The sequence below is a fragment of the Streptomyces sp. IBSBF 3136 genome, assembly GCF_036815105.1.
Classification (GTDB): Bacteria; Actinomycetota; Actinomycetes; order Streptomycetales; family Streptomycetaceae; genus Streptomyces.
This window is the reverse complement of record NZ_JAJSZC010000214.1, coordinates 1-13,681: the sequence shown is the minus strand read 5'-3', so window position 1 is coordinate 13,681 and position 13,681 is coordinate 1. Positions and strand designations below refer to the sequence as shown.

Here is a 13,681-nt window from a genome sequence, read left to right as displayed (position 1 = left end):
GGGCATAGGGGGGCATGTGGTGGGCGTGGGCGTGGGCGTGGGCGTGGGCGTGGGCGGTCAGATGGTGCGGTCGTCGACCGCCGGACCGCGGTGTCCTGGCCGCGGGGGTGGCGCGCCGTCCCCACGCGAACTCGGCTGCCGGACCGGCGTAGGACCGGCTGCCGCCTCGGCGTTGGGCCGTCTGCCGTATCGCTGGTCGCCCGGCGACGGGTTCAGGACGCGAACAGGCGTACGGGCCAGGTCGCGTGCCACTCGGCGCCGATCTCCGTCAGGGGCCCGGAGGCGGCCGGGAGCGCGTCGGTGCCCTCGTCGTCGACACGGCGGGCCGCCTCGACCGCCGTGTCCACGACCCGGTCCAGCTCGGGCGCCAGCCGGGCCAGCACCCCGGTCGCGTCGAACGGGTCGAGGCTCAGCAGCCGGACCGTGGCCGTCGCGGGCCCGCTCACGCTCTCGTACGCCGCGCAGTACGCCGCGTCGTCCGGCCCAAGCCCCGCCGCCCGGGCGGTGAGCCCGAGCACCACCGGCTGGTGCGCCCCCTTGGGGAACCGCGCCGCCAGGGCGTCCAGTTCGGGGGACGGCCAGCAGGCCCGCGCGGCCCGCGTCAGCTGCCGGCCGAGCCTGCGCGCGGCGGCCCGCAGCGCGGGCGAGGGGGTGCGGGCGTCCGCCGCGGCGTCCAGCCCGGCCGGGTCCGCCCCGAGCACGGCGGCGGCCGCCAGCGCGGCCGCGACCAGTCCCGCGGTGTGCAGCCGGCCCCGGCAGTAGTCCTCCAGGTCCGCGGCGCGGGTGATCCGTCCCGCCCGTACGGCGGCCTCCGCCCCGCCGGAGTGCGCGTGCCCTCCGGCGGGGAAGCGGCCGTCGGCCAGGACGAGCAGTGCCGCCCTGCCCATCAGAAGAGGAAGTAACGCTGGGCCATGGGCAGTTCGGCGGCCGGTGTCGCCTCGACCAGTTCGCCGTCGATGTGCACGGCGAAGCTGTCGGGGTCGATCCGCACCTGCGGGAGCGCGTCGTTCTCCCGCATGTCCGCCTTGGTCACGGCGCGCGTCGACTCGATCGCGGCGAACCGCTTGCCCAGCCGCAGCCGCTCGGGCAGCCCGTCCGCGATGGCCAGGGGGGCCACGAAGTTCACCGAGTTGGCGGCCGGCGCACGCCCGATCGCGCCGTACATCGGCCGGGGCAGGATGGGCTGCGGGGTGGGGATGGAGGCGTTGGCATCGCCCATCTGCGCATAGGCGATCTGGCCGCCCTTGATCACAAGGAGCGGCTTGACCCCGAAGAACGCGGGCTCCCAGAGCACGAGGTCGGCGAGCTTTCCGGTCTCGACGGACCCGATCTCGTGGGCGAGGCCCTGGGCGAGCGCCGGGTTGATCGTGTACTTGGCGACGTAGCGCCGTACCCGGTGGTTGTCCGCCCGCCCGTCGCCGGGCAGCGCGCCCCGGCGCCGCTTCATCACGTGCGCGGTCTGCCAGGTGCGCAGGACGACCTCGCCGACGCGGCCCATGGCCTGGGAGTCGGACGAGATGATCGAGATGGCACCCAGGTCGTGGAGAATGTCCTCGGCGCCGATCGTGGACGGCCTGATCCGCGACTCGGCGAACGCCAGGTCCTCCGGGACCGCCGGGTTGAGGTGGTGGCACACCATCAGCATGTCGAGGTGTTCCTCGGCGGTGTTGACGGTGAACGGCCGGGTCGGGTTGGTGGAGCTGGGCAGCACGTTCGGCTGGGACACCACGGTCATGATGTCCGGCGCGTGCCCGCCGCCCGCGCCCTCGGTGTGGTACGAGTGGATTCCCCGGCCCGCGATCGCGGCGAGCGTGTCGCCGACGAAGCCCGCCTCGTTCAGCGTGTCCGTGTGGATGGCGACCTGGATGCCGGTCCGGTCGGCCACGGTCAGCGCGGCGTCGATGACGGCCGGGGTGGATCCCCAGTCCTCGTGGAGCTTCAGTCCGAGGGCGCCGCCGCGGATCTGGGAGAGCATCGCGTCGTGCGAGACGGTGTTGCCCTTGCCGAGGAAGCCGACGTTGACGGGGTAGGCCTCCATCGCCTCCAGCATCCGGGCCAGATGCCAGGGGCCGGGTGTCACGGTGGTCGCCTTGGAGCCCTCGGCGGGCCCGGTGCCGCCACCGACCAGGGTGGTGATGCCGGAGGCCAGCGCCTCGTCGGCGACCTGGGGGCAGATGAAGTGGACGTGCGCGTCGACGGCACCGGCGGTCAGGATGCGTCCGTTGCCCGCGATGATCTCCGTCTCGGGGCCGATGACCAGGTCGGGGTGGACGCCGTCCATGATGTCGGGGTTGCCGGCCTTGCCGATGCCGGTGATCCGGCCGTCGCGGATGCCGACGTCGGCCTTGACCACGCCCCAGTGGTCGACGACGACCACCCCGGTGACGACGGTGTCGGGGGTGCCCTCGGCGCGGGTGGCGCGGGACTGGCCCATGGACTCGCGGATGACCTTGCCGCCGCCGAAGACCGCCTCGTCACCGGCGCGTCCGGGGCCGCCGGCGAGGTCCTCCTCGATCTCGATCAGCAGGTCGGTGTCGGCGAGCCGGATGCGGTCGCCCGTGGTGGGGCCGAACAGGTCGGCGTAGGCGGCGCGGGAGATCTCAGGCATCGAGGGCGCCTCCCGTCCGGCCGCGCAGTCCGGGCACGATCCGGGCACCGGCGAGCGGCACGAGTTCCACCTCGACGGGGATGCCGGGCTCGAAGCGCACGGCGGTGCCGGCGGCCACGTTCAGCCGCTTGCCGTGCGCGGCGTCCCGGTCGAAGTCCAGACCGGGGTTGCACTCGGCGAAGTGGTAGTGGGAACCGACCTGGACGGGCCGGTCGGCGGCGTTGAGCACGGTCAGCCGGGTGACCTCGCGGCCCGCGTTGCAGACGACCGGGCCGTCGGCGAAGAGCATCTCTCCGGGAATCATCGCGGCCCCTCAGACGATCGGCTCGTGCACGGTGACGAGCTTCGTGCCGTCCGGGAAGGTGGCCTCGACCTGGACGTCGTGGATCATCTCCGGGATGCCGTCCATGACGTCGTCCCTGGTGAGGAGCTTGCGGCCGGAGGACATCAGCTCCGCGACCGTACGGCCGTCGCGCGCGCCCTCCAGGATGTGCGACGTGATGAGGGCGACCGCTTCCGGGTGGTTGAGCCGCAGACCGCGGGCCCTGCGCTTCTCGGCCACGTCGGCCGCCACGTGGATCAGCAGACGCTCTTGCTCGTGCGGGGTCAGTTGCAACGTCCCACCTCACAGTCCTTGCTCCGGACCGTGCGGGGTCCGGTTGCCGCAGCCATCGCAACGGGGACAGGTGTAACACACGGACATACTTGCCCGATCGGGATCAACACGGGCAGAAAAACCCCTGATGGCGTGGAGCGGCAGGCTAGTTCGCCGGAGTTTCGGCCACGTTAACCAGACCTTGATCAACACATGACCGCCCGATGGGCGCCCCCCTACCCCGTCGCGACGGGCGCACCCCGCTAGGGCCCCCGGTGCTCGGCCGCGATCCCGAAGCGCTGCCGCTCCCGGGCCGCGGGCGCGACCTCACGGACGCCGGACACGGAACTGGCCACCTGCTCTCCCGCCGCCTCGTCGAGGGCGTCGAGCCGCTCCAGGTCGGCGGCGGAGACCAGCGCGACCAGCGGCTTGCCGTGCCGGGTCACGACGACACGCTCACCGCCGTACACCACCCGATTGATGAGCTCGGCGAGCTCAGCCCTGGCTTGCGTCACCGGAATCTCATAGGCCATACCCCTAGCTTACGGGCCGCCCACACGTTCCGTGAGACCCCGCAGAGGAAGCAAAAGCGCAGGTCAGAGGCTGAGATCCCGGAGAGGCCGACCGGGTCGGCGCCTCATGTGCCCGGCCGTCGATCCGACTGACGACCCGAGTAGGTCGAGCCTCGGGTGCCTTCCCGCCGGGAGTCAGACCGCGGCGTTCCCGCAACGGTCGGAAGCGAAGGCCAGGATGTGGGGAACCGCCTCGCGCAGGCTGACGAAGTGGCGGTGCGCGCCCTCCACCGCGACGGTGGTGTTCACCCCCCACACCGTCATCCCGGCGCGCAGCCCGGACCTCACTCCGGACGGGGCGTCCTCGATCACCAGGCAGTCTTCCGGCTCGGCTCCCAGCCGGTCGGCGGCCAGCAGGTAGGGGACGGGAGAGGGCTTGCCCTCCTCCACAGCGGCCGCGTCCACGATCACGCTCGGCACCGGCAACCCCGTCCGCAGGAAGCGGCCGCGCACCCGGTGCTCGTAGTTCGAGGTCACCAGTGCCCAGACGCCCGGCGGCAGGCCGTGAAGCAGTTCCGACGCGCCCCCGAAGGCCGCGTAGACGCCGGACCGGACGTCTTCGTCCTCCAGCGCGTGCAGCACGGCCAGGCACTCGCGCGGATCCCGGTCGGCGGCGACCTGGGCGAACGTCTCCATCGGTCGCGTCCGCAGAGCCACCTGGTAGACCTCGTCGACATCCAGCCCGTACCGCTCCGCCCAGGTTCCCCAGACCCGGCGCTGGTTGCTCACCGCGTCGATCAACGTGCCATCGACGTCGAGCAGGACGCACTTCATGCGGCCCGGCCGCGCAGGTTCATCCGTCACCCGTCGATCATGCCAGGGAGCGAACCGACGTTCCCGGGACAGCCGTTGGACCGTTTCGTCGGCTCCGTCCGGAGCGCCCGGACAGGTCCGTATCAGCGGCGGCCCGAGGCATGGACGGAGGGCGGACGGCTCCCAGGCGTCGCCATGATCTCCTTCCGAATTTCTGTACGTCCTGTACATTTTTTACGGAACGCAGGGCCGCCCGAGGTCCTGTCGCGAGGAGGGGTACGTCCATGACCCGACCGTCCGCCCGCCACGTGCTGCCGGAGTTCACCGAGCGCTCGGGCATGGGCCCACGCACGCTGGACCCCTACGGCAAGCTGTTCGAGAGCCGGGTCGTCTTCCTGGGGACGCCACTCGACGACACCGCGGCGACCGACGTCATCGCCCAGTTCATGCAGCTCGAACACGCTGCTCCGAAGCGGGACATCACGCTCTACCTCAACTGCCCCGGCGGCTCGTTCGGCGCGATGACGGCGGTCTACGACACGCTGCGGTACGTCACCTGCGACGTACAGACCTACTGCCTGGGCCAGGCCGCGTCGGTCGCCGCCGTGCTGCTCGCGGCCGGGACACCGGGCAAGCGGTTCGCCCTGCCCGGCGCACGGGTCGTCCTGGAGCAGCCGGCCCTTCGCGAACCGGCCCGGGGGCAGACCGGCGACCTGCTGATCCAGGCGGCGGAACTGGCCCGTACGCGCGAACTGACGGAGGAGATGCTCGTCCGGCATACCGGGCGCACCGCCGAGCAGGTGCACCAGGACCTGGAGCGGGACATGGTGCTCGACGCGCCCGGCGCACTGGCGTACGGCCTGGTGGACGGTGTCGTCCCGAGTCGCAGGGCCACCCCCGGCGCCGGGCACGCGGGCTGAGCCGCCGATGCTGCCACCGGAACTTCCGCCGCTGCCCGCGCTGACCAGGGCCGAGGGTGAGCTGATCGACCGTTACCTGGAGGCCGTGGACCTGCTGGGCCGGATCAACCCGGCGCAGGACGGGGACACCTACCGCGGGCTGCGCGCGGCGCAGGCCCTCGTGCGCAAGGCGGTCGAACTGCGCGACGCGCTGACCCTGATGCACCAACGAGGTGAGACGGAGCTGCACGGGGACACGCTGGCACGCGCCCTGCGGGTGCTCGACGGCGAGCGCCGCACCGCGCGCGTCGTGCTCCCGCCCGACTGCGTCGGCTGATCCGGACACATCTCCGGGCCGTACGGGCACAGTTGTCGACAGCCCGTACGAGCCCGGCTTGAAACGGCCCGAACGACGTACCCCCGGCCGGCGTATCTCCGAAGCTTTTTTCGGGCCTTCCGACTTGCGCGTCAGGGGGGTTCCGGACCCGCACGAGGCTGCTCCGCCCCAGGTCCGGGGCTACGTGCGGGTTTTGACGGTTGCTCGAACACAGCTCTGTCCACCCGAACGGGTGAGTGGTGAGTAACGCCACAAATTGCCGTTTGCGTTGGGATTTTCCGACTCCTGTGAGTGAAGATCCGTGTCTGACGACAAGCCCCCGCCACCGCGGCGGGGCGGTCCGGGCGGACGCCGAGTCCTGCCGCCGCCCGGATGACCGGTCGACAGGAGTGGATCGGCAGGAGTGGAGGACCCGAGCAAGTCGGGTTGCCGGAACGGACGTTCGTCGCAGACGGACGGTCGTGCCGAGCAGCCCTTGGGGTGAAGCCGCGGCAACGCGGCCGGGCAACTTCGCCAGCCCGAATCCGACAGGTCATCCTTCACAGGCGGCTGACGAAGGGTTGCGCATGACTGCGCTCAATCGTGTCCCGTCGCTCATGGCCAGGGCCGGTACGGCCTCGGCCCTCACGCTTGCCGCCGTGGGCGGCTCGATCGCGGTGCCGGGCCTCGCCACCGACGCCTCGGCCGCGACGCTTGCGACGAAGGCGCTGCAGATCGCCGCGTCGAAGAAGGGTGCCCCGTACGCCTGGGGTGCCACCGGGCCGCGGCGGTTCGACTGCTCCGGGCTGACGCTCTACTCGTTCAAGAAGGCCGGCAAGAAGCTGCCTCGTACGGCGGCCCAGCAGTACAACAAGACGCACCACATCTCGGCCAAGAGCCGTAAGGCCGGCGACCTGGTGTTCTTCCACTCGGGGTCCAGCGTCTACCACGTGGGCATCTACGCCGGTAAGAACAAGATCTGGCACGCGCCGAGGACCGGGTCGGTGGTGCGCCTGGAGAAGATCTGGACCAGGAGCGTCTGGTACGGCCGGGTCAGCTGACTCCGGCTCACCGCGGGAGCGACTCCGGCTGCGGGGCCGCTCCGAGCGCCGTCAGCGCCGTCCCGGTGCCCGTCCGCAGCATGCGGGCGGCCCGGGGCGGGCGCCCGGACGATCAGCGCGAGCGGCAGCGCCTTGGCCGGGCCGATCCTCGGGCGACCCGCCGCGGGGCCCACTGGGCCCACAGGGCGAGTTGCGGCGCGTCCGGCACCGTCCGGCTGCCCCCTACGCTCGGCGGCCGCCCCGAGGACGCTCGACGGCCGTTCCGGGCCTCTCGGCGGCCGTTCCGAGGCCCCTCGGACACAGCGCCGGGGCATCGTCGGGCCCCGCTGCCCGGCACATTCACCTGAACGAGCGAACACCTCCGCCGAAGGCCGAAGTAGCCCTCCTGAGGACTCGACTCCCAGGGCTACGGCTCCTGCCGGCCCGCAGTGGTGACCGGTTCGGCCGGGATGCTCCAGGGGAGTTCGATGGACACTGTCTTGCCGCCCTCGCGTGTGGGGCGGATACGGAGTTTGCCGCCGCACTCCGCGGTGAGCCAGCGGATGATGACCATGCCGCGCCCGTTGTCCTGCTGGACGGCGGCGGGCAGTCTCTTCGGGAAGCGTGGATGGCTGTCCGTGACTCCCATGCGCAGGTGTTCGTCACGGTCCAGCGCGATGTCGACCGTGAAGGTGGGTGACTGCCCGAAGGTGTGCTGTACGGCGTTGGTGGCGAGTTCGGAGACGATGAGCCGCACGGTGTCGGCCAGGTCGGTGTCCGGCGGCAGGCCCCACTCCGCGAGGGTCTCCATCACGTAGGAACGCGCCGCGGAGACCGAGGCGGGATCGCTCGGCAGAGTGACGGATGCTTCCAGATGGTCTGCCATGGCGAGGTCGTCCCTTTCCCACGGGACCGCAGTCCGACGAGGAGTGGATGGTTCGAGTACGGTCCCGGACTGGTGCTGTTTCGCCAGACTGCCATCACCGGGCCGGTCGGGGGAGCGATCCACCAAGATATGCATATATCTGTCGCTCAAAGCGGTGAACTCTGCGACGCGAGACCGTATGTGGGCGGCCCGGAAGGAGTAAGGAGTTCCCCATGCAGAACGGTCCCGCGGTGCGGCGCCGCAAACTGGGCGCCGAACTGCGCACGCTGCGCACCGGGGCGGGGTTCACCAGCGGCGAGGCGGCCCGTCTGGTGGGCTGGCACCAGTCGAAGGTGAGCCGTATCGAGACCGGCGCCAGCGGGGTGAAACCGGCCGATGTGCGGTTACTCCTCGACGCGTACGGGGTGCGGGAGGGCCAACGGCGTGAGCTGCTGCTGATGCTGGCGGGTGCCGAGGAGGCGGGTGGCCGCAGCCGGTGGTGGCACGCGTACCGCGGCATCCTGCCGCCCACCTACCGCGACTTCATCAGCCTGGAGTCACAGGCGAGCAGGATGCGCACCCTGGAGACCACGGTGGTTCCCGGCCTGCTGCAGACGCCCGAATACGCTCGTGCCGTGACCCGCGCGGTCGTCGGCGGCGTGGACGAGGAGCGGCTGGACGCGCTGGTGGAGGTGCGGCTGGCCAGGCAGGACGTACTGCGTGCCGATCCGCCGCTGGAGCTGAGCGCCGTGCTGGACGAGGCGGTGCTCAGGCGTGGGATCGGCGGCCCCGAGGTGATGGCGCGGCAGCTGGAACGGCTGCTGGAGGCCGCCCGACTGCCCCAAGTGCGTCTCCAGGTACTGCCGTTCGGCGCGGGGGCGCATGTCGGCCTCACCGGGCCTTTCGTTATCTTCTCATTTCCGAGCACTTCTGATCTGGATGTGGTTGTTCTCGACCAGTTGACGAGTAGCCTCTACCTGGAACGGAAAGAAGACCTCAGGGCCTACTCGGAGGCCTTCGACACCCTTCGGATCCACGCCCTTTCCCCCGAGGACTCGTTGGAATACATCGCCGGAATAGGTGACGGCGCGTAAGGAGGCACCATGTCAGCACTGCCTCGGAACGTCCCTGCCAGTACCGACCTGCACGACGTGCGCTGGCTGCGCAGCAGCTACAGCACGGGAGCGAACAACTGCGTGGAGACGGCCCGGCCGCGCTGCGGCCCCTGGGCCGGACTGCTCGCCGTGCGCGACTCAAAGAACCCGTCGGGGCCCGCACTGCTCTTCTCCGCGGGAAGCTGGGCGGGCTTCACGGCCACGCTCCGCTGAGCCCGCCCCCTGTCAGTCGGCCGATCCTCAGCGATCCCTGCCGACCCGGACCGATGCTTATCGGTCAGTTCCGATCACACTCGCGCGATGCCCGGCCGTGTCACGCCGACTCATGGTCGTGTTTCGCCGATCACTCGTACAGCGCGTTCGATCTCGGCCCCGGACAGGTCCGCGCGGGCGGTCAGCCTCAGCCGTGAGATGCCGTCGGGCACGGAAGGAGGACGGAAGCAGCCCACGGCCAGGCCTGCCGTACGGCAGTCGGCCGCCCAGCGCACCGCCTGCTCCGGGGACGGAGCCCGCACGGAGACCACCGCGGCGTCCGGACGTACCGCCTCCAGACCCGCGGCGGTCAGCCGTGCGTGCAGTTCCGCGGCGACCGCGCGGGCCCGTGCGGCACGCGCCGGTTCGCGCCGCAGCAGCCGGAGCGCCGCCAGCGCCGCCCCCGCGGCGGCCGGGGCGAGACCCGTGTCGAAGATGAACGTACGGGCCGCGTTGACCAGGTGGTCGATCACCCGGCCCGGGCCGAGCACCGCACCGCCCTGGCTGCCCAGCGACTTGGACAGCGTGACCGTGACCACCACGTCCGGCGCGCCCGCCAGGCCGGCCACGTACGGGGCGCCCTGCCCGCCGTCGCCCAGCACACCGAGGCCGTGGGCGTCGTCCACCACGAGACCGGCGCCGTGCTCCCGGCACGCCTCGGCCAGTGCGGCCAGCGGAGCCGCGTCGCCGTCGACCGAGAAGACGGTGTCGGAGACGACGATCGCATCGCCCTCGTGCGTGCCGAGCGCCTTGGCCACGGCCCGTGGGTCGGCGTGCCCGACCACCTGCGTGGCGCCCCGGGCCAGCCGGCAGCCGTCGATGAGCGAGGCGTGGTTGCCGGCGTCGGACACGATGAGCGACCCGTGCGGGCCCAGCGCGGTGACCGCGGCCAGGTTGGCGGCGTATCCGGAGGAGAAGACCAGCGCCGCCTCGAAGCCGCAGAAGTCCGCGAGCTCGCGCTCCAGCTCCGTGTGCAGCTCGGTGGTGCCGGTGACCAGCCGGGAGCCGGTGGAGCCGCCGCCCCAGGTCCGGGCGGCGGCGGCCGCGCCCTCGGTGACCTCGGGGTGGTGCGCGAGGCCCAGGTAGTCGTTGCTCGCCAGGTCCAGCAGCGGCGAGTCGGCGGGGCGCGGGCGCAGGGTCCGTACGAGTCCCGCGCGGCGCCGCGCCGCGGCCTGCTCGTCGATCCAGCCGAACGCCATGGGTCCTCCGGGGCTTTTGTAGGTAGCGGACAGACATTAGCGGCACGCCCGGCCGGCCACGGTGTGGCGATACCCACACGTCGAACTGCCACTGTTGTGCAAACTCTCCTTGGCCCGGAGCGGCCCCGTAGGACAGGATCGGCTCTCATGGACCTGCTGAACACGCTGGTGGACAAGGGGCTTCGGCGCGAGCTGCCGACCCGCGAGGAAGCTCTGGCCGTGCTGGCCACCTCCGACGACGACCTGCTCGACGTGGTGGCCGCGGCCGGGAAGGTGCGCCGGCAGTGGTTCGGCCGACGGGTGAAACTCAACTACCTGGTCAACCTGAAGTCGGGCCTGTGTCCGGAGGACTGCTCCTACTGCTCGCAGCGGCTGGGCTCCACCGCCGGCATCCTCAAGTACACCTGGCTGAAGCCCGACGAGGCTTCCCAGGCGGCGGCCGCGGGTCTCGCCGGCGGGGCCAAGCGGGTCTGCCTGGTGGCCAGCGGCCGGGGGCCGACGGACCGTGACGTGGACCGGGTCTCCGAGACCATCAAGACCATCAAGGACCAGAACGAGGGCGTCGAGGTGTGCGCGTGCCTCGGGCTGCTCTCCGACGGCCAGGCCGAGCGGCTGCGCGAGGCCGGCGCCGACGCCTACAACCACAACCTGAACACCTCCGAGGCCACCTACGAGGAGATCACCACCACCCACACGTACGCCGACCGGGTGGACACGGTGCAGAAGGCGCACGCGGCCGGCCTGTCCGCCTGCTCGGGTCTGATCGCCGGCATGGGCGAGACCGACGAGGACCTGGTCGACGTCGTCTTCTCGCTGCGTGAACTCGACCCGGACTCGGTGCCGGTGAACTTCCTCATCCCGTTCGAGGGGACCCCGCTCGCCAAGGAGTGGAACCTCACCCCGCAGCGCTGCCTGCGCATCCTCGCGATGGTCCGCTTCGTCTGCCCGGACGTGGAGGTGCGCATCGCGGGCGGCCGCGAGGTCCACCTGCGCACGATGCAGCCGCTCGCCCTGCACCTGGCCAACTCCATCTTCCTCGGCGACTACCTGACCAGCGAGGGCCAGGCGGGCAAGGCCGACCTCGAGATGATCGCGGACGCCGGGTTCGAGGTGGAGGGCGCCGGCGAGGTCACCCTGCCGGAGCACCGCGCGGCAGCCGGCCAGGGCGGCTGCGGGTCGCATGAAGGCGGCGCCGGGTGCGGGTCGCACGAGAGCGCCGGCTGCGGGTCCGTCTGCGGCTCGCACGAGGGGGCGGACGCCTGCGGTACGGCCGCGGTGCCCGCCGCTGCCGCCGAGCCGCGCACGGACCTCGTCGCCGTACGCCGCCGTGGTGCCGGAACGGACCTCGCGCCCAATGCCTGACCTGTCCGGCCCGGACGTGTCCGAGCTGCTGGAGCTGGACCGGCGGCACGTGTGGCATCCGTACGGTCCGATGCCCGGGCGTGCCGAACCGCTCGTCGTGGAGTCGGCGAGCGGGGTCCGGCTGCGGCTCGCCGACGGTACGGGCGAACTGGTCGACGGCATGTCCTCGTGGTGGTCGGCGATCCACGGCTACAACCACCCCGTGCTCAACGAGGCCGCGCGCGAGCAGCTCGGGCGGATGAGCCACGTGATGTTCGGCGGGCTCACGCACGAACCCGCCGTACGCCTCGCGAAGCTCCTTGTCGACATGTCGCCCGACGGTCTCGAGCATGTCTTCCTGGCCGACTCCGGGTCGGTGTCGGTCGAGGTCGCGGTGAAGATGTGCCTCCAGTACTGGCGTTCGCTCGGCCGGCCCGGCAAGCAGCGGCTGCTGACCTGGCGGGGCGGTTACCACGGCGACACCTGGCAGCCGATGTCGGTGTGCGACCCCGACGGCGGGATGCACGAGCTGTGGACCGGCGTGCTCCAGCGCCAGGTGTTCGTGGGCGCGCCCCCGGCCGAGTACGAGGAGTCGTACGCCGAGCGGTTGCGCTCGGCGATCGAGCGGCACGCGGACGAGCTGGCCGCGGTGATCGTGGAGCCGGTGGTGCAGGGCGCGGGCGGGATGCGGTTCCACTCCCCCGCGTATCTGCGGGTGCTGCGCGAGGCGTGCGACGCGCACGACGTGCTGCTGGTGTTCGACGAGATCGCCACCGGATTCGGCCGCACGGGTGAGCTGTTCGCCGCCGGGCACGCGGCCGTCACTCCGGACGTGATGTGCGTGGGCAAGGCGCTGACCGGCGGTTATCTGACGATGGCCGCGACGCTGTGCACCGCGCGCGTCGCGGACGGGATCTCGCGCGGCGAGGTGCCGGTGCTCGCCCACGGGCCGACGTTCATGGGCAATCCGCTGGCGGCCGCCGTGGCCTGCGCCTCGATCGGGCTGCTGCTCGGCCAGGACTGGCGTGCGGAGGTCGCGAGGATCGAGGCGGGTCTGCGCGAGGGGCTCGCCCCGGCCGGGGACCTGCCGGGTGTGAAGGACGTCCGGGTGCTGGGCGCCATCGGGGTGGTCCAGCTCGACCACGAGGTGGACGTGGCCGCCGCCACCCGGGCCGCCGTGCGGGAGGGCGTGTGGCTGCGCCCGTTCCGCGATCTGATCTACACGATGCCGCCGTACGTCACCGGTGACGCGGACGTGGCACGGATCGCGCGCGCGGTGTGCGCCGCGGCGCGGGAGGGTTGAGATGCCGGTACTGGTGATCACGGGGACGGGCACGGAGGTCGGCAAGACCGTCACGACCGCGGCCGTCGCCGCCGCGGCGCTCGCGGCCGGGCGTTCGGTGGCCGTGCTGAAGGCCGCGCAGACCGGGGTAGGGCCGGACGAGCGCGGGGACGCCGAAGAGGTCGCGCGGCTCGCGGGTCCGGTGACGGCCACCGAGCTGGCCCGCTTCCCGGAGCCGCTGGCACCGGGTACGGCGGCCCGGCGGGCCGGGATGGCCCCGGTGCATCCGCGGGAGGTGGCCGAGGCCGCGGCCAAGCTGGCCACCGAGCACGACCTGGTGCTGGTCGAGGGCGCGGGCGGACTGCTCGTACGGTTCGACGCTGCGGGCGGGACGCTGGCGGACGCGGCCCGGCTGATGGAGGCGCCGGTGCTGGTGGTCGCCTCCGCCGGTCTCGGCACGCTGAACACCACGGAGCTGACGGCCCGTGAACTGCGCGCGCGGGGGATCGAAGCCGCCGGTGTGGTGATCGGCAGCTGGCCGGACGCACCCGACCTCGCCTGCCGCTGCAACGTCGTCGACCTGCCGGAGGTCGCCGGCGCCCCCCTGCTCGGCGCACTCCCCGCCGGCGCGGGCGCCCTCCCTCCCACCGAGTTCCGCACGGCGGCGCCCCAATGGCTGGCGCCCCGCCTCGACGGCACCTGGGACGCGGAAGCCTTCCGCATCCGCGAGGCGCCCTGAGGGGGTTGGGGCCTGACCGGGCCCCGGCGCCCGGGTCGGGCCCGCGCCCGGGTCAGGTGTGGCGGGCGGGGCGCGGGCGCGGGCGTGGGGGGGGGCGGGGGGGGG

Annotated in this window: 16 protein-coding genes and 1 riboswitch; of the genes, 8 read left to right on the top strand and 8 right to left on the bottom strand. The window is 72.2% G+C overall.

Going from position 1 to position 13,681, the window contains the following annotated elements; translation table 11 throughout:
• Nucleotides 1-212: 212 nt before the first annotated feature.
• The 6 genes from V7E45_RS32345 to V7E45_RS32320 all read right to left on the bottom strand — a co-directional run bounded on the left by V7E45_RS32345 (nucleotide 213) and on the right by V7E45_RS32320 (nucleotide 4,579).
• Complete coding sequence (locus tag V7E45_RS32345; protein ID WP_333777799.1) at nucleotides 213-887, bottom strand: urease accessory protein UreF; 675 nt, start codon at nucleotides 885-887, stop codon at nucleotides 213-215.
• Nucleotides 887-2,608 carry an urease subunit alpha gene (locus tag V7E45_RS32340; protein WP_333777798.1) on the bottom strand — a complete coding sequence of 574 codons (1,722 nt, stop codon included), beginning with the start codon at nucleotides 2,606-2,608 and terminating at the stop codon, nucleotides 887-889. Before V7E45_RS32340 ends, V7E45_RS32345 begins: the two co-directional genes overlap by 1 nt.
• On the bottom strand, nucleotides 2,601-2,912 hold the full coding sequence (locus V7E45_RS32335; protein WP_333777797.1) for an urease subunit beta: 312 nt from the start codon (nucleotides 2,910-2,912) through the stop codon (nucleotides 2,601-2,603). Before V7E45_RS32335 ends, V7E45_RS32340 begins: the two co-directional genes overlap by 8 nt.
• A gap of 9 nt (nucleotides 2,913-2,921) precedes the next feature.
• Nucleotides 2,922-3,224, bottom strand: coding sequence for an urease subunit gamma (locus V7E45_RS32330; RefSeq protein WP_020938600.1), 303 nt, complete (start codon nucleotides 3,222-3,224; stop codon nucleotides 2,922-2,924).
• Nucleotides 3,225-3,466: 242 nt separating this feature from the next.
• The gene (locus V7E45_RS32325) at nucleotides 3,467-3,736 is read right to left on the bottom strand and encodes a type II toxin-antitoxin system Phd/YefM family antitoxin (protein WP_333777796.1); all 270 of its coding nucleotides are present in this window, start codon (nucleotides 3,734-3,736) and stop codon (nucleotides 3,467-3,469) included.
• A 174-nt stretch (nucleotides 3,737-3,910) separates the two neighbouring features.
• Nucleotides 3,911-4,579 carry an HAD family hydrolase gene (locus tag V7E45_RS32320; RefSeq protein ID WP_333777795.1) on the bottom strand — a complete coding sequence of 223 codons (669 nt, stop codon included), beginning with the start codon at nucleotides 4,577-4,579 and terminating at the stop codon, nucleotides 3,911-3,913.
• Nucleotides 4,580-4,812: 233 nt separating this feature from the next.
• Here V7E45_RS32320 and V7E45_RS32315 point away from each other — a divergent pair, with 233 nt between their 5' ends.
• The 3 genes from V7E45_RS32315 (at nucleotide 4,813) to V7E45_RS32305 (ending at nucleotide 6,804) form a co-directional block, all read left to right on the top strand.
• On the top strand, nucleotides 4,813-5,448 hold the full coding sequence (locus tag V7E45_RS32315) for an ATP-dependent Clp protease proteolytic subunit (protein WP_333777794.1): 636 nt from the start codon (nucleotides 4,813-4,815) through the stop codon (nucleotides 5,446-5,448).
• A gap of 7 nt (nucleotides 5,449-5,455) precedes the next feature.
• The gene (locus V7E45_RS32310; RefSeq protein WP_333777793.1) at nucleotides 5,456-5,764 is read left to right on the top strand and encodes a hypothetical protein; all 309 of its coding nucleotides are present in this window, start codon (nucleotides 5,456-5,458) and stop codon (nucleotides 5,762-5,764) included.
• Between the two features lie 433 nt (nucleotides 5,765-6,197).
• Nucleotides 6,198-6,327, top strand: a riboswitch (cyclic di-AMP (ydaO/yuaA leader).
• Nucleotides 6,328-6,330: 3 nt separating this feature from the next.
• Nucleotides 6,331-6,804: a C40 family peptidase gene (locus tag V7E45_RS32305; RefSeq protein WP_333777792.1), complete on the top strand. Its 474-nt coding sequence runs from the start codon at nucleotides 6,331-6,333 to the stop codon at nucleotides 6,802-6,804.
• A 406-nt stretch (nucleotides 6,805-7,210) separates the two neighbouring features.
• Here the strand turns inward: V7E45_RS32305 and V7E45_RS32300 are convergent, their stop codons facing one another.
• Entirely contained in the window at nucleotides 7,211-7,669 is a 459-nt protein-coding gene (locus tag V7E45_RS32300; protein ID WP_333777791.1) for an ATP-binding protein, read from the bottom strand.
• 212 nt (nucleotides 7,670-7,881) lie between these two features.
• Between V7E45_RS32300 and V7E45_RS32295 the strand changes: the two genes are divergently transcribed.
• Nucleotides 7,882-8,742 (top strand): helix-turn-helix domain-containing protein, encoded by an 861-nt coding sequence (locus V7E45_RS32295; protein ID WP_333777790.1) that lies wholly within the window; start codon nucleotides 7,882-7,884, stop codon nucleotides 8,740-8,742.
• A gap of 9 nt (nucleotides 8,743-8,751) precedes the next feature.
• Nucleotides 8,752-8,976 (top strand): DUF397 domain-containing protein, encoded by a 225-nt coding sequence (locus V7E45_RS32290; protein ID WP_333777789.1) that lies wholly within the window; start codon nucleotides 8,752-8,754, stop codon nucleotides 8,974-8,976.
• A gap of 110 nt (nucleotides 8,977-9,086) precedes the next feature.
• Here the strand turns inward: V7E45_RS32290 and V7E45_RS32285 are convergent, their stop codons facing one another.
• Nucleotides 9,087-10,214, bottom strand: a complete 1,128-nt coding sequence (locus V7E45_RS32285) for an 8-amino-7-oxononanoate synthase (RefSeq protein ID WP_333777788.1) — start codon at nucleotides 10,212-10,214, stop codon at nucleotides 9,087-9,089.
• 147 nt (nucleotides 10,215-10,361) lie between these two features.
• On the opposite strand from V7E45_RS32285, the gene bioB reads away from it, so the two are divergent.
• The 3 genes from bioB to bioD are packed head-to-tail and all read left to right on the top strand — an operon-like array spanning nucleotide 10,362 to nucleotide 13,576.
• A complete protein-coding gene (gene bioB / locus V7E45_RS32280; protein ID WP_333777787.1) occupies nucleotides 10,362-11,576 on the top strand; it encodes a biotin synthase BioB in 1,215 nt (404 codons plus the stop codon).
• On the top strand, nucleotides 11,569-12,858 hold the full coding sequence (locus V7E45_RS32275; RefSeq protein WP_333777786.1) for an adenosylmethionine--8-amino-7-oxononanoate transaminase: 1,290 nt from the start codon (nucleotides 11,569-11,571) through the stop codon (nucleotides 12,856-12,858). The genes bioB and V7E45_RS32275 overlap by 8 nt, the downstream gene beginning before the upstream one ends.
• 1 nt (nucleotide 12,859) lies before the next feature.
• Nucleotides 12,860-13,576: a dethiobiotin synthase gene (gene bioD, locus V7E45_RS32270; protein WP_333777785.1), complete on the top strand. Its 717-nt coding sequence runs from the start codon at nucleotides 12,860-12,862 to the stop codon at nucleotides 13,574-13,576.
• Nucleotides 13,577-13,681 lie beyond the last annotated feature (105 nt).